Genomic DNA, 22,554 nt, shown 5'->3' on the forward strand with positions numbered 1-22,554 from the left:
GGTGATGTGGCGCGGTGGAACCGCGAGGGCCAACTGGAGTTCCTGGGACGGGCGGATGACCAGGTGAAGATCCGGGGGTACCGGATCGAGTTGGGTGAGGTCGAGGCGGTGCTGGCCTCGCATCCGTCAGTGGCTCACGGTGTGGTGGTGGTGCGTGAGGATCAGCCGGGTGACAAGCGCCTGGTCGGTTACGTGGTCCCGGACGTCGGCGCTTCGGTCGATGTGGCGGGGCTGCGGGGTCACATAGCCGATGCGTTGCCGGACTACATGGTTCCGGCGGCGGTGGTGGTGCTCGACGCGTTGCCGGTGACGGTGAACGGGAAGCTGGACCGCCGTGCTCTGCCCGCACCCGAGTATGCGGTCGGCTCCGGAGGCGGCCGTGGCCCGGCGAATGCGCGCGAAGAGGCGATATGTCAGGTCTTCGCCGAGGTGCTCGGTGTGCCCGAGGTCGGCGTGGATGACAACTTCTTCGACCTGGGCGGGCATTCACTGCTGGCAGTGACGCTGGTCGAGCGGTTGCGTGCCCGGGGTGTGCCGGTCGATATTCGGGCTCTGTTCTCCTCGCCGACGGTGGCCGGGCTCGCACAACAGGTGCAGCAGGGGACCGAACGGGACGACCTGGACGTGCTTCTGCCGTTCCGCACGACCGGCGACCGGCCGCCGCTGTTCTGCGTCCACCATGGGTTCGGGTTCGGCTGGAACTACCGGGAGCTGCTCCCGCACCTGCCGGCCGATCAGCCGCTCTACGCGCTCCAGGCTCGCAGCCTGCGCGAAGCCGATGGCTTGCCGAACAGTGTCACAACGATGGCCGCGGGCTATCTGGAGCACATCCGCGCCGTGCAGCCCAACGGTCCTTACCAACTCCTCGGATGGTCCTTCGGTGGACTCGTCGCCCACGAGATGGCCGTTCAGCTGCGACAGCAAGGTCAGCAGGTGAGCCTGCTGGCCATACTCGACAGCTATCCGCGGGTGGAGGAGTCGCAGGGCGATGCGCCGGACTTCGATGAGGCGGCCGCACTCGCGGGCATCGCCCGTACTCTGGGTCTCGATGCGAACCCTGAATCCGGGCAGCCGTGGACGGCCACGGACATAACGCGAATCCTGCGGGAGCGCGGCGACGGTCCGGCGGATCTGAGCACCACCGATGCCATGGCGGCGGCCGCCGCCTCAAGGGTCCACAACATGAAGCTCGTGCGCGGTCACACGCCCGGAGGCTTCGATGGCGACGTCCTGCTTCTCGTCGCCATCGACGGCCGGCCACCGCAAGCACCCACGGCCGACAGTTGGCACGCCCATGTCCGTGGAGAGGTCGTCAGTAGCGATGTTCCCTGCCGCCACACCGACATGATGGAGCCCCATGCCCTCGCGCACATCGGCCCGATCCTCACGGCTGCGCTGGACCGAGCGACTTCCCGGGAAGCCTAGTGTCGTGAGAGAGGAAGGAAGAGGCGCCCCGGAGGATGGACTGCTGGTGAGTCGGCAGGCCGGGCCCGCCGGATTGGAATGACGCCGCCGCCGGCTGGGCTTGCCGGCGGCGGCGCCACGCAGCTTCGGCCGGAGGATCGTGGCAGTACCTGCGGCGGTCCTACAGTGGGCGGGTGGTACCCGTTGCGGTGGCCGGTCCGTGTCCGAGGCTTGCGAGGAGGTGCGCAAGCAGCTCCTGGCGGTGGCCCACGAGGTAGAAGTGACCGCCGTCGAAGGCCCGCAACGTGAAGGTGGAACCGGTCACCGATGACCAGGCCGCAACGGAATCGCGGTCCAACTCCGCCTCCTCGTTGCCGTAGTAGGCGACGACCGGGGTGTCGAGGGGAGCGCGGCTCGTCGGTGCCTGGTAACCGTCGACGAGGCGGTAGTCGGCGCGGATGACGGGGAGTATCAGCCCTCGCAGCTCCGGGTTCGCGAAGGCCTGCGCATCGGTGCCACCCTGCAGTCCGACGTCTTCGATCAGTTCGTCGTCGGTGGCCCCGGCGAAGCTCCGGCGCTTCTCCCGCCCGGGTCCCGAGCGACCGGAGACGAAGAGCCCGGCCAGGTCGGCACCGTGCTCCGCCTGGAGCCGCACGGCGACCTCGTAGGCGACCGACGCGCCCATGCTGTGACCGAACAACGCCAGGGGGGCGTCGAGAAATTGGGAGCACCCGTCGGCTATCGGGTCGGCCAGCTCCTCCATGGTCTCGGCCAGTGGGTCGAGGAGTCGGTCCTCCCGTCCGGGATAACGGACAGCGATGAGCTCCACGTCGTCCGGCACGAATTCAGCCCACGAGCGGAAGAAGCTCGCCGCGCCTCCCGCGTGGGGAAAGCAGATGATCCGGACCCGTGGGTTGGGACAGCGCTTCACCCTCCGGAACCATCGATCGGCCGACCGGTTCTCGGTACCGCGCATGTTCACTCTCCTCGACCAGTGCGAATCGAACTCCCGAGAGAACCAAGAATCTTGGGGGCGAGGAGCTTCGGGTCGTACTCCCGGCTCATCCGCCACACCTCCGTACACCGCCGTGCACGGAATACGGCGGAGCGGCATTGACGAGCTCCGCCGTATACACATCGGTGTGCTGTGACAGCTCTGGATGCGCACGCCGCGCCAGTCCGCACTTCGTGCAGACAAGCGCATAGTGATCCCTCGTTTCCATGGTATGTCTCCTTCGCCACGGCCGCCGTACCGGCCCTTTCTCCGAGGCCCGTACGCGCCGACGGATGTCCGCCCCGTAAACGTGTATCGAAATCGCGGGAGAATTACCGGCAGCAGATCGGGGAAGGCGAGATATGGCTGCATCCGCGCCGCCGTGTTCATGATCAGTTTCCCGGATGCTACAAGTTGGCTCGCCCGGCTGCAACCCATTGAATTCAGATAGCCGGTGAGGCAGGGCAGTTCGGGACCGGCGCGGAACCGAGGCCGGCCCGGCCCGCCGAGTCGGGCACGACCCGGCGCCCCACCAGGCCGAACCCGCCGAGCTCGGCTCCCGCGTGCGCACCGGCACCGCACCGGCACCGCACCCCCGGGCCGTGGCCGCCCTGCGTGGCCTCGGCAGCACGTGATCAAATCGGGCAGATCCACAGAATGACGCCGCCCTGCACGAAATCCGCACGTAATGCCTTCGGCATCACCTTCGACGGGCGTCTTCCCGCTGGTCGCAGCTGTTACTGCATCAACCTGCTCACGCAGTGGGGTTGGACAGATCATTCTTCAGGGGATACGGTGAATCTCCTGAGGCTCTGCAGTATTCGGGGATGACAAACTGCGCGGAATGGCCGTGCCCGGTCGCCCTTTTGCGGGCCCGGGTCCATCATTCATTCCGACCAGGAGGCCTGTGGGTGAAGAGTATTCCGCAAGCGTCTGCCGCTCTTGTCACCGGAGCCTCATCCGGGTTCGGAGCGGCGATCGCCCGCTGCCTCGCCAAAGAGGGTCGGCCGGTCGTAGGGCTGGCTCGACGCTCGGCGCGGCTCGAACAACTGCGCGAGGAAATCGGCGCGGACCTTTTCCACCCGGTCACCGTCGATGTACGCGACGCCGAGGCGGTGGCGGCGGCGCTCGACAATCTGCCGGAACGATTCGCCGACATCGGCATACTCGTCAACAACGCCGGTCTGTCAAAGGGATTCGGCCCTGTCCAGGACGCGACATCCGCGAACTGGCAGGAAATGGTGGAGACCAATATCAACGGTGTCCTCAACTGCACCAGAGCAGTGCTGCCGCGCATGCTCGAGGCGGGATACGGCCACATCGTGAACCTGGGCTCGATCGCGGCAAGCTACCCCTATCTCGGCGGCAACGTGTACGGGGCCACCAAGGCCTTCGTACGGCAGCTCAGTCTCAACCTGCGTGCCGACCTCGACGGCACGGGCCTGCGGGTCACCTGCGTCGAGCCGGGCATGGCCGAGACGGAGTTCGCGCTGGTGCGTTACGACGGTGACCGCGACCGCGCCCGTGCCCTCTACGAACACCTCACGCCACTGAGTGCGGAGGATGTCGCGAACGCGGTCGTGTGGTGCCTGGCCCAGCCCGTTCACGTCAATGTCAACCTCATCGAACTCATGCCGACGCAACAGCCGTTCGGCCTCGGTTTCCGTGGTGCTGCAGTCCCGGAGAAAGCTCGGAAGTGAACGTTCCGGCTTCCGGCGAGCCGGTTCAGTCCGGGACCGCCGAACAGCCGCCCGTCGGGCCCACCGCGACGAGGACGTCGCGGTAGCGGTCGGTCGCGGACAGGGCAGTGGCCAGGGTCGCCGCCGCGTGTGCCGACTCCGTGAGGAAGGCGCAGGTCGGCCCCGAGCCCGAGACCAGGCCGGCCAGGGCGCCGTGCTCCGGTCCCAGCCGCAGCGTGTCCGCCAGCTCCGGGCGCAGGGACAGGGCGGCTTCCTGGAGGTCGTTGGCGTCCTTGACGGCCGCCGCGAGCAGGGCGGCGTCGCCGCTGTCCAGCGCGTCGGTCACCGCCGCCACCCGCTCCGCCGCCACCCGCTCGCCGTCGGCGGGCCGTGTCCGCCTCAGCCGGTCGTACTCCTGGAAGACCGCCGGGGTGGCCAGGCCGTGCGGGGACACCGCGAAGACCCAGTGGAACACCCCGGCGCCGGAGGTCTCCAGCGGGGTGAGCAGTTCACCGCGTCCGGTGCCCAGCGCGACCCCGCCGTACAGCGGAAAGCCGACGTCGCTGCCCAGTTCGGCGGCCAGCAGGCGCAGGTCCTCGCGGGGGAGGCCGAGGCCCCACAGCGCGTCGCAGCCCACCAGCGCGGCCGCCGCGTCGGCGCTGCCTCCGGCCATGCCGCCGGCGACGGGGATGCGTTTGTCGATGTGGACGGCGACGGCCGGTTCGACCCCGGCGGCGCGGGCGATCAGGCGGACCGCCCGCGCCGCCAGATTGCCGTCGCCGGCGGGGATGTCGGCGGCGCCGGGGCCCCGGACGGTGACGGTGAGCCGTGCTGCGGGGGCGATCCGCACCACGTCGTGGAGACCGACCGCCAGGAAGACGGTGGTGAGTTCGTGGTAGCCGTCCGGGCGGCGGGGGCCCACCGACAGCGTCAGGTTGACCTTTCCCGGCGCCCGGACGGTGACCCCCGCCCGGGGGTCCCCGCCGACCCGGCTCATGCCGTGCGGACCGGCTGTCCGGCGACGAGCGGGTGGTCGCGATCGACCGGGCCGAGGCCGCTGGCGCCGCCGGGCGAGCCGAGGTCGTCGAAGAACTCGGTGTTCGCCTTGTGGTAGTCCGTCCAGTCCTCGGGCACGTCGTCCTCGTAGAAGATCGCCTCGACGGGGCAGACCGGTTCGCAGGCGCCGCAGTCGACGCATTCGTCCGGGTGGATGTACAGGGACCGCCGGCCCTCGTAGATGCAGTCGACGGGGCATTCCTCGATGCAGGCCTTGTCCTTGACGTCCACACAGGGCTGGGCGATGACGTAGGTCACGGGTGCTTCCTCACGTTGCGGGCGGGTTGGTTCCGGTCCTCGTGTTCGTGTCGCGGTCGGTGTGCGGTTCTCGTCGGGGGCTCAGTCGTCGTCCTCGTCCTGCCGCATCAGGTCGGCGAGCTTGAACGCCTCCTCGATGAGCGTCTCGACGATCTTCGACTCGGGGACGGTCCGGACGATCTCGCCCTTGACGAAGATCTGCCCCTTGCCGTTGCCGGAGGCGACGCCGAGGTCTGCTTCCCTGGCCTCCCCGGGGCCGTTCACCACGCACCCCATGACGGCCACGCGCAGCGGGATGTCCATGCCCTCCAGCCCGGCCGTGACCTCTTCGGCCAGCTTGTAGACGTCGACCTGGGCGCGCCCGCAGGACGGGCAGGACACGATCTCCAGGCCGCGCTGCTTGAGGTTCAGGGACTCCAGGATCTGGAGGCCGACCTTGACCTCCTCGGCGGGCGGCGCGCTCAAGGAGACGCGGATGGTGTCGCCGATGCCCTGGGACAGCAGCGCGCCGAACGCGACGGCCGACTTGATGGTGCCCTGGAAGGCGGGGCCCGCCTCCGTCACCCCGAGGTGCAGCGGATAGTCGCACTGCGCCGCGAGCTGCTTGTACGCCTCGATCATGATGACGGGGTCGTTGTGCTTGACGGAGATCTTGATGTCCCGGAAGTCGTGCTCCTCGAACAGCGACGCCTCCCACAGCGCGCTCTCGACCAGCGCCTCCGGGGTGGCCTTGCCGTACTTCTTCAGCAGACGACGGTCGAGCGAGCCCGCGTTGACCCCGATGCGGACCGGCGTGCCGTGATCCTTGGCGGCCCGCGCGATCTCGCGGACCTTGTCGTCGAACTGCTTGATGTTGCCCGGGTTGACGCGCACGGCCGCGCAGCCGGCCTCGATGGCGGCGAACACGTACTTCGGCTGGAAGTGGATGTCCGCGATCACCGGGATCTGCGACTTGCGCGCGATCGTCGACAGGGCGTCGGCGTCGTCCTGGGTGGGGCAGGCGACGCGGACGATCTGGCAGCCGGACGCGGTGAGTTCGGCGATCTGCTGGAGGGTCGCGCCGATGTCGGACGTGCGGGTCGTGGTCATGGACTGGACCGAGACCGGGGCGTCGCCGCCCACGGGTACGGTGCCTACGTGGATCTGACGGCTGGTACGTCGTCGGGCCAGCCTCGGCGGCACCGTCGGCACTCCGAGAGCGACAGGCATGACAGGTCCCCAAGATGGTCGGCCGGTCCGGGCGGACCGGGTGCGTGGCTGATGACTGTGTGCCGTTGCGGGCTGTGCAGGTGCAGGTGCAGGTGCTGGAGAAGGGTGTGGCCGGGGTGCCCGGGGTCAGCCGACGGCGAGGGAGGCGGTGGCTCCCCGCCGGGCCTGCCATCCGGCGGGCAGGGCCTCCAGCAGCGCGTGGGTGAGATGGCGGGGAGTGAGGCCGCTGGCCTCCAGGATCTCGGCCCGTGAGCCGTGCTCCAGGAAGCGCTGCGGGATGCCGAAGACCTGCACCGGCAGGCCCGACTTGGCGTCGCCCAGCGCCTGGGCGACGTGCGCCCCGACGCCGCCGACCCGGCCGTTGTCCTCGACCGTGGCGACCAGCAGGTGGTCGAGGGCGAGCCCGGTCAGCTCGGGTGGCACCGGCTTGATCCAGCGGGGGTCCACGACGGTGACGCCGACGCCCCGCTCGGCCAGCCGTTCGGCGACGTCGAGGCAGGTGGCGGCCATGGCGCCGACGGAGACCAGGAGGATGTCGGGACGTTCGCCGCGGTGCAGCACGTCCAGCTCGGCGTAGGCGTCCACGGCCGGGATGTCCGCTCCGCAGGAGCCCTTGGGGAAGCGCAGGGCGGTGGGGCCGTCCTCGCAGGCCACGGCCTCCCGCAGGGCGCGGCGCAGGGTGGCGCCGTCGCGTGGGGCGGCCAGCCGCAGGCCGGGCACCAGGTTCAGCAGCGACAGGTCCCACATGCCGTTGTGCGAGGGTCCGTCGTCGCCGGTCACGCCGGCCCGGTCCAGGACGAAGGTGACCGGGGCGCGGTGCAGCGCCACGTCCATCAGGAGCTGGTCGAAGGCCCGGTTGAGGAAGGTGGCGTACAGCGCGACGACCGGGTGCACCCCGCCGAGGGCCAGCCCCGCGGCGGCGGTCACGGCGTGCTGTTCGGCGATGCCGACGTCGATGACGCGCTCGGGGTGGCGGCGGGCGAACTCGCCGAGCCCGGTCGGGTCGAGCATGGCCGCGGTGATGGCGACCACGTCCGGCCGGTCGGCGGCGAGGTCGGCCAGCTCGCTGCCGAACACGGACGTCCAGCTGGGGGCGCCCGCCGGTTTCCGGGCGGAGGCGGCGCGCACGGCGTGGAAGCGGTCCAGGTCGTCCTGCTCGGCGGGGAGGTGGCCGCGGCCCTTCTCGGTGACGCAGTGCACCACCACGGGCTTGCGCAGGGCGACGGCCTCGCGCAGCGCCGTCTCCACGGCCTCGATGTCATGGCCGTCCACCGGGCCGAGGTAGGCGAGCCCCAGGTTCTCGAACAGGGCTTGCGGGGCGTCGCCCGCGCGCAGGTCGGTGAGGTGTCCGGCGACGGCGCCGACGGTGGGGGCGTAGGAGCGGCCGTTGTCGTTGAGGACCACGACGACGGGGCGTTCGGGGGCCGCCGCGATGTTGTTGAGGGCTTCCCAGGCCATGCCCCCGGTGAGCGCGCCGTCGCCGAGCACGGGGACCACGGCACGGTCGCTCCGCCCGAGCAGGGCGTTGGCGCGGGCCAGGCCGTCCGCCCAGGACAGGGCGGTCGAGGCGTGCGAGTTCTCGATGACGTCGTGCTCGGACTCGGCGCGGCTGGGGTAGCCCGACATGCCGCCGGTCGTGCGGAGCGTGGCGAGGGCTCCGGCGCGGCCGGTGAGGATCTTGTGGACGTAGGCCTGGTGGCCGGTGTCCCACAGGATCTTGTCACGGGGGGAGTCGAAGACGCGGTGCAGGGCGATGGACAGTTCGACGACCCCGAGGTTGGGGCCCAGGTGGCCGCCGTTGGCGGTGCAGGTGTCCACCAGCAGCCGCCGGATCTGCGGCGCCAGTTCGCGGGCCGCCTGCGGGGACAGGGCGCGCAGGTCCTCCGGCCCCCGGATCTCCTCCAGGCGTGGCATGGCGCAACCCTCTTTCTCCCGTGGTGGATTCATCGCACCCCACCGGGTGCGGGCGAGATCTCGCCGGCCAGCGGTGTCTGCGGGACGCGGCCGGTGACCGGGTCGGCCAGCCGGCCGGGCATGGAGAACACGACGTCCTCGGCGATGCCCCGCTGGAGCTCGACCTGGTCGAAGCCGAGTTCGGCGAGCCGGGCGACGAGCCCGTCGACCAGGATCTCCGGGGCACTGGCCCCGGCGCTGATGCCGATCGACGACACGTCCTTGAGCCAGGCCGCTTCGAGGTGCTGTTCGTCGGGCACCAGATGGGCGGCGGCGCCGTGGTCGCGGGCCACCTCGACCATCCGCAGCGAGTTGCTGGAGTTGTGCGAGCCGACGATCAGGACCAGGTCGTTGTCGCGTGCGAGGTCCTTGACGGCGTTCTGCCGGTTCTGGCTGGCGTAGCAGATGTCGTCGCCGGGGGTGATCAGGTCGGTGAAGCGGGTGCGCAGGGCCTCGACGACGCGCTCGGTCTCGTCGAACGAGAGGGTGGTCTGGGTGAGGACGGCGACCGGGGTGTCGTCGGGCAGGCCCAGGCGCCGTACGTCGTCCTCGGTCTCGATGACGACGATCCGGTCGGGGGCCTCGCCGATGACGCCCTCGACCTCCTCGTGGCCCTCGTGCCCGACGAGGAGGATGGTGCGGCCGTCGCGGGCGAAGCGCACCGCTTCCTGGTGCACCTTGGAGACCAACGGGCAGGTGGCGTCGATGACTTCGAGCTGCCGGTCGGCGGCGGCGGAGCGCACCCCGGGGGAGACGCCGTGCGCGGAGAAGACACAGACCGCGCCCGGCGGGACCTCTTCCTCGCTGTCGACGAAGACCGCGCCGCGCTTCTGCAGCTCCGAGACGATGTAGTGGTTGTGCACGATCTCCTTGCGCACGTACACCGGCGCCCCGTGCAGGTCCAGCGCCCGCTCGACGATGCCGATGGCGCGTCGTACGCCCGCGCAGAAGCCGCGCGGCTGGGCCAGGACGACGTTCCCCTCGCTCACGTCGCGTCACCGCCGGCCGGTGCGAGGGCGGCGGAGGTCATCCGGCGCGGGGTGCGTGCGTCCAGCCTCAGGCGCAGTCGGCGCGGGTGGTAGACGGTGGCCAGCGGGACCGGGCGGATGTCCATGCCGGGCTCGCAGGTGACCCGCCAGCGGCTGAGGATGGTGGCGAGCCCCAGCATGGCCTCGGTGCGTGCGTAGAGGTCGCCGATGCACTTGCGGGCGCCGGTGCCGAACGGCACGTAGGCGTTGCGGGCGGCCGGTGCGACACGCTCCGGGAGCCAGCGGTCGGGGTCGAACTTCTTGGGGTTGTCGAAGGCGCCCTCGTACTGGGCGACCGCGGCGGGGCTGAAGACGACGGTGGAGCCGGCGGGCAGCTGACGGCCCGCGAGTTCGGTCGGTGAGGTGGTGAGGCGGGTGAACAGCCAGGCCGGCGGGTGCAGGCGCAGCGTCTCGGAGATGATCCGGTCGGCCAGGGAGAGGCTCGGCAGGTCGTCCCACTGCGGGGCGCGGCCGTCGAGGACGGTGTCGATCTCGTCGTAGAGCGCGGCCTCGATCTCCGGGTGCTGGGAGAGGAGGTAGAAGACCCAGGTGAGAGTGCCGGCGACGGTCTCGGTGCCGGCGGCCATGACGGTGATGACCTGGTCGTGGATCTCCTTGTCGCCGAGCCGGCCGCCGTCGTCGTCGCGGGAGGCGATCAGGGCGGCGAGCAGGTCGTCGCGCTCGGTGTCGGAGCTGCGGTAGTCGTCGATGAGCTGCTGGGTGGTCTCGTGCAGGAAGTCCAGGTTGCTCTTGTAGCGGCGCTGGGACGGCAGGGGCAGGCGGCGGATCGAGGCCGGCAGGAACATCTGCCGGAACAGGCCGTTGAGCACGACGTCGAAGGAACGTTCCACCTTCGCCGCCAGCTCGGAACTGACGGGTGTGGAGTACAGGGTGCGGCCGACCGTGCGCAGGGCCATGCCGTACATCTCCTGGAAGGCGTCGACGACCATGCCGTCCTGCCAGCGCGACGCGGTGTCCTCGATCTCGGCGTGCATGGCCTCGGCGTACCGCTTGAGCTGGCCGCGGGTGAACGCCGACTGCATCAGCCGGCGCTGGCGGCGGTGGTCGGCGAACGGGCAGGTGACCAGGCCGTTGCCGGCGATGTCACGGGCGCGGTCGTAGAAGACGCCGCCCTTGTCGAAGATGCGGTCGTTGGTCAGGACGTGCCGCAGCAGTTCGGGGTGGGTCGGGACGTAGGCCGTGGTGGGGCCGATCTTGATCTCGACCAGGTCGCCGTGGGCCGACAGCGCGGTCATGAAGTTCACGGGGTGACGCATCATCTGGAGGGCGTGTCCCACGACGGGGAGCGCCCCGGGCGCCGCTCCCGCCGAGAAGGTGGTCTGCTCGGTCATTCGATTCTCAACTTCCCGTCTCTACTGATCTGTTGACAGCTGTTCCGGCAAGTTGACAGCTGTGCCGCCGCGACGGCCGGGCGCGGGTGTGTGCTACTGGTGGGCGGTGCTGCCAGTGCTGCCGAGCTCCTCCAGGTAGCCCTGGGCACCGGCGGCGAGCGCGAACTCGGCGTCGTAGCGGCCCGAGGAGCGGTGCCAGTCGTAGGAACCGCGGATCACGGTGCGCACGGCGTCGTTGCGGTAGCGCTCCAGGGCCTCGCGCTCGGCCTCGTCGAGCCGGTAGATGTCGCCGACCTGCGGCAGGCAGGACTCCAGCAGGAGGTACTGCTCCAGGCGGGCGCGCACCTCGCTCTGGATGTGGGCGACGCTGCGGTCCTTGGACCAGCCGTGCTCCCGGCGCAGGATCATGACCATGTTGTTCTGCTCGCCGCGGGCCTCCTCCTTCTCCAGCGAGGCGATGTCGTTGAGCAGCAGATTGACGTCGACGGCGATCTGGAGCATCGCGGAGAGCACGGCGCTGTCGAAGACCCGGTGCGGCACCTCGAAGCGGCCCGCGCGCTCGGCGAGGTCGATCGTCGGCTGCACCCCGATGGTCTGCCGGCGCACGGCCAGGTACTGGGCCGCGCAGTTGTACGGCGTGTCCCAGAAGCGGCTCTGCGCCTCGTCGACGTAGCCGTCGAAGTAGCTGCGCCAATGCCGGGCGCTGCGCGCGCACCAGGCGGGTGTCATGCCCTCGCTGGTGCGCCGCCAGATGTCGGCGAAGCCGTGGGCGATGGGGGGCGCGGTGTCGGGGAGGGGGCCGTCCAGCGCGGCCGCGACCGCGTCGGTGAGCTCCTTGGTCTCCTGCGGGTTCTCGCCGCGCGGCCCGTCGAAGAGGTCGTCGAAGAGGAAGAACCACGACATCAGGTCGACGCCCAGGTCCAGGTCGGCACCGGTGGCGTGCGGGTAGAAGCGGGAGGCCAGGTCGGCGTAGCCGCCGCGCAGATGACGCGCCGCCGCCGCCTCGGAGTTGATCAGCCCGAGCGACCGCGGCCAGGCGAGCTGCTCGGCGTCGGCCCGCGCGTGATCCGGGCTCTGCCGGCCCGGCAGGGGTATGTGGAAGTCGACGTCCTGGGGCATGAGGGAATCCTTGGGAGTGGGTTGCGGAGGGGCAGCGGCCTGGTGGTGCCTGGCGGGGATGCTGCGCTGATCGGAGAGTCAGAAGTCGGAAAGGGGCATGCGGGTACGGGGCCGGCCCGGGTCTCAGACCTCGCGGTCGACGACGAACCGCCCGAGCGCGAGGAGTTCCTCCCGCGCGCCGGCGTCCAGCTCGACACCGCGCAGCGCGTCCTCGGCCAGCACCATCCGCCGGGCGGCCTCGGCCAGCGCCCAGTCCCGTCCGCCGGCGCCCTCGATCAGGCCGGCCACGTGCCGCAGTTCCTCCTCGTCGGGTTCGCCGGGGGTGGTGAGCCAGGCGGCCAGCTCGTCGCTGAGCGGGCCGTCCTGGTTCAGTGCGTGGCTCACCGGCAGGGACTTCTTGCGGGAGCGCAGATCGGAGTGGACCGACTTGCCGGTGACGGCCGGGTCGCCCCAGATGCCGAGAACGTCGTCGACGAGCTGGAAGGCGAGGCCGACCTGGTCGCCGTAGAGCGCCAGCGCCGCCACCGTCGCCTCCGGTGCCCCGGCGAGGACGGCGCCGATCGCGGCGCTCGCCGACAGCAGCGCGCCGGTCTTGCCGGCGGCCATGTCGACGCACTCCTCGACCGTGACGTGCGAGCGCTGTTCGAAGGACAGGTCCTGGACCTGGCCGCGGATCAGATGCCGGGTGGTGCGCGCCAGCAGCCGGGCGGCGGGTACCGCCGTCGGCAGCCCGGCGTCCAGCAGCACCTCCTGGGCGAGCGCCAGCATCGCGTCACCGGTCAGGATGGCGCTTGCGGGACCCCACAGCTTCCACACCGTGCGCCGGTGGCGGCGCTCCTCGTCGCCGTCCATCAGATCGTCGTGCACCAGGGAGAAGTTGTGCACGAGCTCCACGGCGACGGCGCCGGGCAGGGCGACCTCCGGCGGCGCGCCGACCGCTTCGGCCGACAGCAGCGCGAGCGCCGGCCGTACGGCCTTGCCGGCGTCGGCGCTGGTGGGCGCGCCGTCGGCGGTGATCCAGCCGAAGTGGTAGGCCGCCTGGTGACGTGAGCGGTGGTCGAGCCGGTCGACGGCGGCGCGCAGCGCCGGGGTGATCGTGACCCGGCTGTGGCTGAGGCAGGCGGGAGCGGTTCTCACGGGGCGACCTCCGCGTGCCAGGGGGCGGTCGGGTCGTCGAAGATGCTGACGACCTGGCGCATGATGCGCCGCTCGGCCGGGTCGAAGGCCTGCTTGGCGTGGATGGTGCCGATCTGGTCCCACATGACGATGTCCCCGGGCTGCCAGGTGTGGGCGTAGGTGTACGGGGGCTTGCCCGCGTGCGACAGCAGTTCGTCGAGCAGCTTGCGGCTGTCGTCGGGGGTGAGGTCCACGATCCGCTTGGTGTTCAGGGTGCTGATGTAGACCGACTGGCGGCCGGTGCGCGGATTGCGGGCGATCAGCGGGTGGATGGTGGAGGTGCCGTCCTCGGGCTGGATCTGTTCGGTGCTCCCGCCCAGGGACACCTCGCCCTGGAGCCTCTCCTCGATGGTCTCCTCGTACCCGGTGCGCAGGGCGTGGCGGACCCGGTAGGAGTGCAGGCGCCGGCGTTTCTCGGGCGACAGCGACTCGTACAGGGCGTACATGTCGGTGAAGAGGGTCTCCCCGCCGCCGGAGGACGGCACTTCCATCGCCTCCAGGAAGCCGACCTGGGAGACGTGGGGACGGAAGGAGTAGTCGGTGTGCCAGCCCATCCACTCGGCGTCGCCGACACCGATCTTGCGGCCGTCCTCCACCAGGTTGGAGACGATCAGGATCTCGTTGTGGTCGGGATGGGCGCCGCTGGTCAGGCCGGTCTTCGGGATGTACCCGAAGCGGCTGCCGAAGGCCAGGAACTCCTCGTAGGAGGGGGTCCGGTGGCCGCGGAAGACGAGCACGAGATGCGCGTCGAGCGCTGCCCGGATCTCCTCGAACTGGGTCCTGTCCAGGTCGCCGGTGACCTGGGCGCCGTGCACGACGGCGCCGAGAGCAGCGCCGGGTATCGGCGTTACGTCCATGGGCGTTGCCGCCTTTCGCAGAAGGGTGGGGTGGTCAGCGCAGTTCGAGGCCGGCGAGGTCGCCCGCCTCGCGCCAGCGCCTGAGGATGTTCACGAACTCCACCGAGCCGCCGCCGTAGCTGGAGTTGAGCAGGGGCAGTCCGCTCGGGTCGCCCTCGTTGTTGTAGAGGCCCGGCGTGCAGTTCTCTAGGAAGTCGATGCTGTTGGTGGCGAGCCGGAGGATCTCCTCGACCCATTCCTTCTCACCGGCCTCGGAGGCCTCCACGACCTGGTGGCCGCGCTCCTCGACGCACTTGACGATGTGCGCGAGGTGCCGGGTCTGCTCGCCCAGCATGTAGGCGATGTTGACGTGCCGGCCGGCCTGGACCTTGGACAGGATGAAGCAGTTGGGGAAGCCGTTCACCTGGAGTCCGTGCAGGGTGTGCGCCCCGTCCGCCCACTTCTCCGACAGCTTCACGCCGTCGCGGCCGACGATGTCGTAGCCGGCGCGCTCGGTGTACGGGACGGCGAACTCGTGCTCGTAGCCGGTGGCGAAGACCAGGCAGTCGACCGGGTACTCCCGGCCGTTCGCGACCACCCCGGCCGGGGTGAGCCGCTCCACGCCCTGCCCCTGGGTGTCGACCAGGGTCACATTGGGCCGGTTGAAGGTCTGGAGGTAGCCGTCGTGGAAGCAGGGCCGCTTGCAGTACACGCGGTAGTACGGCTTGAGGGCGGCGGCGGTCGCGGGGTCGGTGACGACGCTGTCGATGCGGGCGCGCAGCTCCTCCATCTTGAGGAAGTCCGCCCGCTCGGCCGCGAGCGCCCGCTCCTTCGGGTCGCCCCCGGTGTTGCCGGTGGGCAGGATCGCGGCGGCCAGCTTGGCCGTGGTCTGGGTCCAGCGGTCCTGGACCAGGTCCTCGTCCTGCGGGATACCGGAGGTCAGCGCGTGGAAGTTCTCCATCCGGCGCTGCTGCCAGCCCGGTTCGAGGCTGTCGGCCCAGTCGTCCGGGGTGGGCCGGTTGCCCCGGACGTCGACCGCGGCCGGGGTGCGCTGGAAGACGACGAGCTGCTCGGCCCACTCGGCGAGGTGCGGGGCGAGCTGGATGGTCGTCGAGCCGGTGCCGATGACGCCGACCCTCTTGTCCTTCAGCTTGGTCAGGCCGCCGGTGCTGTCGCCGCCGGTGTAGTCGAAGTCCCAGCGGCTGGTGTGGAAGGAGTGCCCGGCGAACGTCTCCAGGCCCGGCAGCCCGGGGAGTTTGGGGCGGTGCATCAGACCGATCGACATCGCCACGTACCGGGCCCGGATCAGATCCCCGCGGTCGGTGCTCACCAGCCAGTGCCCGGCGGCCTCGTCCCAGCGCAGCTCGGTGACGGTGGTCTGGAAGAGGGCGTCGCGGTAGAGGTCGTAGGTGTGGGCGATCTGCTGGAGGTGGGCGAAGATCTCGGGCCCGGTGGAGTACTTCTCGGTGGGTATCGTGCCGATCTCTTCGAGCAGCGGCATGTAGATGTGGCTCTCGACGTCGCACCGCACGCCGGGGAAACGGTTCCAGTACCAGGTGCCGCCGACGTCGCCGGCCTCGTCGATCAGCCGGATGCGCTCCAGGCCGGTCTCCTTGCGCAGGTGGGCGCCGGTCAGCAGGCCGCCGATGCCGGCGCCGATGACGGCGACGTCCACCTCGTCGGTGAGCGGCTCGCGTTCCTGCCACTCGGTGTAGGGGTCTCGCGCGTAGCGGCCGAAGTCACCGCGCGCGAACTGGTAGGTGCGACCGACGCTTCGCTTGTCGCGTTCCTGCCGGTACTTCTCCCTCACCGCTTCCAGGTCGATGGTCAGTGTTTCGTCGCTACGGTCGCTTTCGGCGCGGGCCACAGCTCCTCCTCGGGGGAAGGGGGCGGAAGGGAAAGATGACGCCATACGTCGTCGAACTGATCGCGCAGCCGCAGCGGGGCGTCGGAGTTGCTGAAGAGATAGAAGCGGTCGGAGCCGAGCGCCTCCCAGACGAGTTCGGCGACGTCCTCGGCGCTCACCGAGGTGTCGCCACCCGCACCGCGCGGGGCCGTCAGGCCTTGGACCATGGGGGTGTCGACCCGGCCGGGACACAGCACCGACACCCGGATCCCGGTGTCCCGAAGATCGGCGCGCAGGCTGCGGGCGACCGCGAGGTCGGCGTGCTTGGAGGCGGCGTAGGCGGCGCTGCCGGCACCGACGACGAAGGCGGACATCGAGGCGGTGTGGATCAGATGGGCGGGCCGGCCGCGCTCCAGCAGCCGGGGGACGAAGGCGCGGGCCACCAGGACGTGCGCCCAGTGGTTCACCTCGAAGACCTGCCGCATCCGCTCCAGCGGCGCCTCCCACAGGGGCTGTCCCACGGGGCCCAGGACCCCGGCGTTGTTGCACACCACGTCGATGTCGCCGAGCAGGTCGAACGCCGTGTCCGCGAGCCGTTCGACGGCGTCCGGGTCGGTCAGGTCGGCGGTCACCGCGGTGACCTGGGCGCCCTGTGCGCTGAGTTCGGCGGCCCGGCGGTGCAGTGCCTCGCCTTCGACGTCCGCCATGACCACGCCGGCGCCGGCCCGTGCGAAGCGGGCGCTGAGGGCGAGGCCGATGCCGCTGGCCGCGCCGGTCACCACGGCTGTCCTTGTCTGTAACTGCACTTGGCTGTCTCCGCTCCTGCGTGCGGGTACGCCGAAGGACGGCGCGCCGTTGCCAACGAGAAGGTCTGGATCAGAACGCGCCGTTCGAGGGGCGCGGGTGTCAGCTGGGGTCGGGGAGCTTCAGGCTGATCACGAGAACGGTCACCGAGAAACACCCCAACAGGGCGAGCACGAGCACGGTCGCCGACGCCGTCGACAGCCAACCGGCCAGGGAGACATAGAGGGTTCCGCCGACGGTCGCACCCAGCGCGGTCGCCATCTGCTGGCTGGTCACCAGCACGCCGCTGCCCATGCCGGCCTGCGCGGGGGGTACGTCGGCGAGGATCGTCCGGAACAGCGTCGGACCGATCAGCGCCGCGCCGACGCCGAAGAGGCCGATCCCGACGAGCACGAGCGCCAGGGAGGGATGCGGCCAGCCCAGCCAGATCACCAGGGCCAGCAGCAGCAGGCCCGTGCCCTGGACGAGGGCGCCCAGGGTGACGATCCGGCTGCCCAGGGCCGCCGCGATCCGCGGGGTGAACAGCGTCACCACGAAGAACGCCGCGGCGAACGGCATCAGCACCCCGCCGGAGGCGAGCCCGTCGAAGCCGAAGTGGCCCTGCGCGATCAGCGCGTAGACGAACAGGAAGGCACCGAAGCTGGCCGAGAACGGCATCATCGCCGCCAGCCCCCTGCGCATGCCGGGATGGGACAGCACCGACGGGGACAGCAGCGGTGAGCCGCCCCGCGCCTCCAGTGCGCGTTCGGCCCGCACCAGCGCCACCGCCGCCACCGCCGCGACCGCGAGCAGCGACCACAGCCACAGCGGCCAGCCCAGGTCGGGGCCCGCCACGACCACGGCCAGGACACAGATCATGGTGACACCGAACAGCACGGTGCCCACCGGGTCGAAGCCCGGCTTCGCGTCGGCCCTGGTCGCGGGGATGCGCCGGACGAGCAGCAGCGCGGCCACTCCGATCGGCACGTTGATCGCGAAGACCGACCGCCAGCCGATCCCGGCGACGTCCAGCGAGACCAGCAGCCCGCCCAGGATCTGCCCGGTGACCATGCCGAGGGCCGCGGTCGCGCCGTACATGCCGATCGCACGGGCGCGAGCCGGGCCCTGGGTGGCGGCCTGGATCGTCGCCAGCACCTGCGGTACGAGCATGGCGGCGGCGGCACCCTGCAGCAGCCGGGCCGCGACGAGGAACTCGATGGTCGGGGCGAGCCCGCACAGCGCCGAGGTGACGGTGAACGCCGTGAGCCCGTAGGCGTACAGGCGCCGCCTGCCGAAGGCGTCGCCCAGCCGTCCGCCCAGCACCAGGCCGAGGGCGTAGCTGAGGCCGTAGCCGGAGACCACCAACTCCAGTGCGGCGGAGCCGCCGTGGAGGTTGTCACCGATAGAGGTCAGCGCCACATTGACGATGGAGGCGTCCACGATGGACAGGGCGTATCCGGTGAGCACCACCACGAGGGCGATGCCACTGAGCCCCGCGGCGGCCGGTTCCGGGCCGGCCGAGGGCTTGGGTGCCGCGTTGGGCCCCTGCAGAGAGGGGAAGCCCTCGCGTTTCGTCATGCGCTGCCTACCAGGCGTTTGTGGGAGGACGGTTGAGGCTGGTGCGGGGGTGAGAACGTCACTCGATGGTGCTGGGGGTGCCGGTGATCTTCGACAGGATTCCCTTGGAGGCGTCCTTCGCGGACTCCGGCCAGGGGGTCAGGGCGTTGAAGCCGCGGTGCGAGGAGGCGGGCTGGATGCGGGTGTCCATCGACATCCGCATGCCGGCCGGGTCCACCGAGACGTTCGGGATGGACTTGTGGCACATGAAGGCGTGGAAGATGATGACGTCGCCCGGTTCCATGGGCGAGAACAGCAGCTGCTCGTCCGCGCCGAACTCCTCCGTCGGGACACCGCGCACGGCGTGGCCGAAGCGGCGGAAGTTCTCGGTCACGACGTGCTCGCGCGGGCCCTTCTTGTGGCTGCCGTCGGCGACGGCGACGCCGCCGATGCCGCGGGTCGTCGCGAGCAGCGGTATCCAGGCGGTGCGGAAGTCCTTGTTCGGGCCGATGTAGAAGCCGTCCTGGTGCAGCGGCGTCAGGAAGCTCGGCTCCGCGGTGCCCGGGGCGGAGGGGTAGTAGCGGATCGTCGTCGACTTGAAGACGAAGACGGGCTCGCCGAGGACCTTCTCCCAGACCTTGACGGTCGAGGGGTGGTTCCACAGGTCGTCGTACTTGACGTAGTCGTGCATCGCCACCTCGTCGACCGCCTCGTAGGAGTCGATGGTGAGGGTGTCGAGCGTGGTGCCGGGGGCGGCGTGGCCGAGCGCGATCAGGCCCTCGAGCATCTGCTCGGCGGCGGTCCGCACGAGGTCACGGTCCAGGGCGCCGCGCAGGTAGAGGTAGCCGTGCTCGTCGTAGAACCGGTGCAGGGCCTCACGGTCGTCGAGAAGAGGCGTGCAGTCGACGTAGTCGCTGAAAGTGTCCGTCATGGTTCCTTGTCCTCTTCCTCGTGATGTCCGTGCGTGGGGGGAAGGAGCGTCGAGCATCCGTGCGGGCCGACGGCTCAGAAGGTCACGGGGAGTTCGTTGAACCCGCCGGTGATCCGGTGCTCCTGCCAGTGCAGCGACTCCTCCGGTACCGCGAGCCGCAGGTCGGGCAGTTTGCGGAACAGCCGCTCGAACACCGCGGTCAGCTCGATCCGGGCCAGCGTGCGGCCGATGCAGTACCGGGCGCCGTGCCCGAATGCCATGTGCGACTTGGGCTTGTCCCGGGTCAGGTCGAACAGGTCGCCGTCGGGGTAGGCCCGGCTGTCGTAGTTGGCCGCGCCGATGGCCAGCATCACCGCGTCCCCGGTCCGGATCACCGTCTCGCCGATGGTGATGTCGCTGTGCGCGTAGCGGGGTATCAGCGCGTTGGATCCCTTGCCGCCCACGCCCAGGCGCAGGATCTCCTCGACCGCCGCCGGCGCGAGTTCGGGGTTCTCGGCCAGCAGGGCACGCTGGGCCGGATTGCGCAGCAGCAGCAGGGTGCCCAGATCGATGCGCACGATGGTGGTCTCGTAGCCGAACAGCAGCACGGCGTTGCCCAGGCCGGCGATGTAGGCATCGGACAGTGTGCCGTTCTCCTCGGCGATCAGCTCGGACAGGATGTCGTCGCCCGGCTCGATCCGCTTGCGCGCCACCAGTTCCGTCATGTAGTCGACAACCAGCTGGAAGGTGTTCACCGAGTGCTGGTCGTCGCTCTGGTCGAACACGCCCCTGGCCCACTGCCCGAACCGGTCCCGGTCGGCCAACGGCACGCCGAGCAGATCGCAGACCACCATGGTCGGCAACGGGAACGACAGCGCGCGGTGCAGGTCGGCCGGTGCGGGGCCGGCGGCCAACTGGTCGAGCAGCTCGTCCACGTGGTGCTCGATCTGGGTCTTCATCAGGCGCATCCGGCGGGTGGAGAACCGGGGCACGAGCAGCGCGCGCATCTGCGCGTGCCTGGCGGGCTCGGTGTCGTGGTCGTCGCCGGCCATCAGCGCGATCATGGTGCCCCGGGCCGTGTTCTCGGCCGACTGCTTCGGGGTGGGATTGCTGAGACCGAGTCGGCGGTCGTCGAGCAGTGTCCGCACCTCGTCGTAGCGGGTGACCAGCCAGGCGTCTCCGCCGGGGGTCCCCACCTTGGTGATCGGCCCCTCCTGCTGCAGTGCGAGCATCTGGGGCGCGATGCCGATGATGGCCGGGTTGTCGAACGGTAGTCTCGGAAGTTCCTTCACGTCGAGATCCACAGGTGAGACGGACATCGTTCTCCTTAACGGAACTTGGCCTCGATCAGCGCCGTGACACCACGGTGTCCACGGGCCGGCTCGCCGTCCGTGCCGAGGCACCGGACGACGCTCAGGCGGCTTCTGGGGTCTGATCCACGGCGTCGGCCAGGGCCGACAGCCAGACGGTGACGGCGACGGCGCCGGGGTCCGGGCAGCCCACCGCACGCTCCCCCAGATAACTGGAGCGCCCTCGCCGCGGGAGCAGATCGGCGCTCGCAGCCGCTCCCTGGAGCGCGGCCGCGACCGCTTGCGCCAGGGCCTCCTTGCCGGACGCGCCGTCCGCCACGGCGCGCGCACAGGCATGCCCCGCAGGAACCAACGCGTCCAGCATGGTGCGATCTCCGACGGCCGCGCCGCCGAGCTGCGCGATCGCGGCTGCCCCTTCCGACAGCGCCGCGGCCCAGGTGGAGGGGGCGTCGTCGCTCTTCGCCGCATCGAGCACGGCCGCGGCACGCAGCAGCAGCGCGGCGTACAGGGGACCGGATGACCCGCCGACCGACCGCCGCACGGTTCCCGCCATGGCCCGAAGGGCGGCGGCCGGCGTGGACCCGTATCCCGCGCACTCGTCCAGGACTGCCCGAGCGCCCCGTGCCAGGTTGCTGCCGAGGTCTCCGTCGCCGACGCGCCGGTCGAGCTCGGTGAGGCGCGGCTCAGCAGCTTCGAGTGCCTCGCACACGGCGAGAATCGCACGGCTCAGATGCGGCGGGAGAGCTGTGGTGGGGGGTGGGGCCCCGGCACCCGCCGGGGCGGCGGCGGGCCGGCGCAGCCCAGGGGCGGGCTCCGGCACGGAGTCCACCACCGTGCCTCGATAGGGCGCGGGCCAGGCGGGCGCGAGGGTTGCGGCGTCGAGGAGGCGCAGCCGCTGGTCGTCGACCTTCATCAGCGAAAGCGAGCACCCGGGCATGTCCAGTGCGGTGAGGAGGCTTCCGGACCACATGCGCTCCAGCCGCAGCCCCTGGTCCGCCAGGTACGACACCGCCCGGCGGGCGACGATGGCCAGTTCCATGACGGGCGTGCCACCGAGTCCGTTGACCAGAAGGACGACTCGGTCCCCCCGTGCCAGGTCGAGAGCCTCGACGACACGGTCGAGGAGGTCCGCCACGAGTTCGTCCGCCGGGCGGACCGGCCCTCTCTCCACACCCGCCTCGCCGTGGATGCCCAGGCCGAGCTCGATCTCCGAGGCGCCCAGTTCGAGCCCGGGGCGGCCCACCGCCGGGACCGTGCAACCGCCCAGCGCAACGCTCATGGTGCCGACCGCCGACGCTGCCCGCTCGGCCTCCCGCGCCACCTGCGCAAGCGAGGCGCCGGCCGCGGCCGCGGCACCGGCGATCTTGTGGACCAGCACCGTTCCCGCGATGCCCCGTCGCCCGCCCGGACCGTCCGCGGGCAGGGAGACGTCGTCCGCCACCACCACCATCTCGACGGGGATGCCCTCCGCGCGGGCCAGTTCGGCCGCCAGGCCGAAGTTCAGCCGGTCGCCGGTGTAGTTCTTGACCACGAGCAGGACGCCGGCGGGACCGCCCACGGCGTGGATCGCGGCGAGCACGGCGTCGACCGACGGAGAAGTGAACACCTCCCCGCTGACCGCGGCGGTGAGCATGCCCGCGCCGACGAATCCGACGTGCGCGGGCTCATGCCCGGCGCCGCCACCGGAGACGACCGCCACGTCCGTCGTGCGCGTCCTCCTGACGGCCACCGCTTCACCGTCGAGTACCTCAGCCTCGGGGTTGCCGAGGACGAGCCCCTCCATCATTTCGGGTACCACGTTGCGAACGTCGTTGATCAGCTTTTTCACGCCGGAAGTCCCCCTCCTCCACGCTGAGCCTCACACTTCGGCGATGCTAGATCGGCCGAACGGCTTTCCGCAATACTGAATAGGAGTCCGAACGGAAGGCTGACGTTCAGCTCTTGCCCGCGCGGGACCTCGTGGAACGGCGGATGTGGTGGACCTGATCGTTGATCATATACACATGCAACCTTGGGAGTTCGGGTCCGATCGGCGGTCAGGGATGAACGCTCGGCCCCGCCCCCAGCGCCCGTGCACCACCGTG

General features: G+C 70.6%; 18 protein-coding genes. 2 read left to right on the forward strand and 16 right to left on the reverse strand.

Annotation, left to right across the window (positions count from 1 at the left end; genetic code table 11):
* On the forward strand, positions 1 to 1,425 hold a 1,425-nt coding region (locus ACFZB9_RS35970), incomplete at its 5' end, for a thioesterase domain-containing protein (RefSeq protein ID WP_391454254.1).
* A 160-nt stretch (positions 1,426 to 1,585) separates the two neighbouring features.
* Here the strand turns inward: ACFZB9_RS35970 and ACFZB9_RS35975 are convergent.
* Entirely contained in the window at positions 1,586 to 2,380 is a 795-nt protein-coding gene (locus ACFZB9_RS35975) for a thioesterase II family protein (protein WP_391454256.1), read from the reverse strand.
* A 929-nt stretch (positions 2,381 to 3,309) separates the two neighbouring features.
* Here ACFZB9_RS35975 and ACFZB9_RS35980 point away from each other — a divergent pair.
* On the forward strand, positions 3,310 to 4,098 hold the full coding sequence (locus ACFZB9_RS35980) for an SDR family NAD(P)-dependent oxidoreductase (RefSeq protein WP_391454258.1): 789 nt from the start codon (positions 3,310 to 3,312) through the stop codon (positions 4,096 to 4,098).
* A 25-nt stretch (positions 4,099 to 4,123) separates the two neighbouring features.
* Here ACFZB9_RS35980 and ACFZB9_RS35985 read toward each other — a convergent pair whose 3' ends face one another.
* The 15 genes from ACFZB9_RS35985 to dhaL all read right to left on the reverse strand — a co-directional run bounded on the left by ACFZB9_RS35985 (position 4,124) and on the right by dhaL (position 22,298).
* Positions 4,124 to 5,074: a 4-(cytidine 5'-diphospho)-2-C-methyl-D-erythritol kinase gene (locus tag ACFZB9_RS35985; protein WP_391454259.1), complete on the reverse strand. Its 951-nt coding sequence runs from the start codon at positions 5,072 to 5,074 to the stop codon at positions 4,124 to 4,126.
* Positions 5,071 to 5,391: a ferredoxin gene (gene fdxA / locus ACFZB9_RS35990; RefSeq protein ID WP_391454260.1), complete on the reverse strand. Its 321-nt coding sequence runs from the start codon at positions 5,389 to 5,391 to the stop codon at positions 5,071 to 5,073. The genes ACFZB9_RS35985 and fdxA overlap by 4 nt, the downstream gene beginning before the upstream one ends.
* A gap of 81 nt (positions 5,392 to 5,472) precedes the next feature.
* Positions 5,473 to 6,600 (reverse strand): flavodoxin-dependent (E)-4-hydroxy-3-methylbut-2-enyl-diphosphate synthase, encoded by a 1,128-nt coding sequence (gene ispG / locus ACFZB9_RS35995; protein ID WP_391454261.1) that lies wholly within the window; start codon positions 6,598 to 6,600, stop codon positions 5,473 to 5,475.
* A 126-nt stretch (positions 6,601 to 6,726) separates the two neighbouring features.
* A complete protein-coding gene (locus ACFZB9_RS36000) occupies positions 6,727 to 8,514 on the reverse strand; it encodes a 1-deoxy-D-xylulose-5-phosphate synthase (RefSeq protein WP_391454263.1) in 1,788 nt (595 codons plus the stop codon).
* Positions 8,515 to 8,543: 29 nt separating this feature from the next.
* Entirely contained in the window at positions 8,544 to 9,542 is a 999-nt protein-coding gene (ispH, locus tag ACFZB9_RS36005; protein ID WP_391454265.1) for a 4-hydroxy-3-methylbut-2-enyl diphosphate reductase, read from the reverse strand.
* Positions 9,539 to 10,933 carry a pentalenene oxygenase gene (gene ptlI / locus ACFZB9_RS36010; protein ID WP_391454267.1) on the reverse strand — a complete coding sequence of 465 codons (1,395 nt, stop codon included), beginning with the start codon at positions 10,931 to 10,933 and terminating at the stop codon, positions 9,539 to 9,541. Before ptlI ends, ispH begins: the two co-directional genes overlap by 4 nt.
* A gap of 93 nt (positions 10,934 to 11,026) precedes the next feature.
* Positions 11,027 to 12,052, reverse strand: coding sequence for a pentalenene synthase (gene ptlA, locus ACFZB9_RS36015; RefSeq protein ID WP_391454269.1), 1,026 nt, complete (start codon positions 12,050 to 12,052; stop codon positions 11,027 to 11,029).
* A gap of 123 nt (positions 12,053 to 12,175) precedes the next feature.
* The gene (locus ACFZB9_RS36020; RefSeq protein ID WP_391454270.1) at positions 12,176 to 13,189 is read right to left on the reverse strand and encodes a polyprenyl synthetase family protein; all 1,014 of its coding nucleotides are present in this window, start codon (positions 13,187 to 13,189) and stop codon (positions 12,176 to 12,178) included.
* On the reverse strand, positions 13,186 to 14,085 hold the full coding sequence (gene ptlD, locus ACFZB9_RS36025; RefSeq protein WP_391454272.1) for a neopentalenolactone/pentalenolactone F synthase: 900 nt from the start codon (positions 14,083 to 14,085) through the stop codon (positions 13,186 to 13,188). The genes ACFZB9_RS36020 and ptlD overlap by 4 nt, the downstream gene beginning before the upstream one ends.
* 34 nt (positions 14,086 to 14,119) lie before the next feature.
* Positions 14,120 to 15,874: a neopentalenolactone/pentalenolactone D synthase gene (ptlE, locus tag ACFZB9_RS36030; RefSeq protein ID WP_391454305.1), complete on the reverse strand. Its 1,755-nt coding sequence runs from the start codon at positions 15,872 to 15,874 to the stop codon at positions 14,120 to 14,122.
* 17 nt (positions 15,875 to 15,891) lie between these two features.
* Positions 15,892 to 16,689 carry a 1-deoxy-11-beta-hydroxypentalenate dehydrogenase gene (gene ptlF / locus ACFZB9_RS36035; RefSeq protein ID WP_391454275.1) on the reverse strand — a complete coding sequence of 266 codons (798 nt, stop codon included), beginning with the start codon at positions 16,687 to 16,689 and terminating at the stop codon, positions 15,892 to 15,894.
* A 127-nt stretch (positions 16,690 to 16,816) separates the two neighbouring features.
* Positions 16,817 to 18,271, reverse strand: a complete 1,455-nt coding sequence (locus ACFZB9_RS36040; protein WP_391454277.1) for an MFS transporter — start codon at positions 18,269 to 18,271, stop codon at positions 16,817 to 16,819.
* 58 nt (positions 18,272 to 18,329) lie between these two features.
* Positions 18,330 to 19,181 (reverse strand): 1-deoxypentalenic acid 11-beta-hydroxylase, encoded by an 852-nt coding sequence (gene ptlH, locus ACFZB9_RS36045; protein ID WP_391454279.1) that lies wholly within the window; start codon positions 19,179 to 19,181, stop codon positions 18,330 to 18,332.
* A gap of 74 nt (positions 19,182 to 19,255) precedes the next feature.
* The gene (gene penM, locus ACFZB9_RS36050) at positions 19,256 to 20,479 is read right to left on the reverse strand and encodes a pentalenolactone synthase (protein ID WP_391454280.1); all 1,224 of its coding nucleotides are present in this window, start codon (positions 20,477 to 20,479) and stop codon (positions 19,256 to 19,258) included.
* Positions 20,480 to 20,573: 94 nt separating this feature from the next.
* Positions 20,574 to 22,298, reverse strand: a complete 1,725-nt coding sequence (dhaL, locus tag ACFZB9_RS36055; RefSeq protein WP_391454282.1) for a dihydroxyacetone kinase subunit DhaL — start codon at positions 22,296 to 22,298, stop codon at positions 20,574 to 20,576.
* Between the last annotated feature and the right edge of the window lie 256 nt (positions 22,299 to 22,554).

The organism is Kitasatospora sp. NPDC008050, from assembly GCF_042957465.1.
Classification (GTDB): domain Bacteria; phylum Actinomycetota; class Actinomycetes; order Streptomycetales; family Streptomycetaceae; genus Kitasatospora.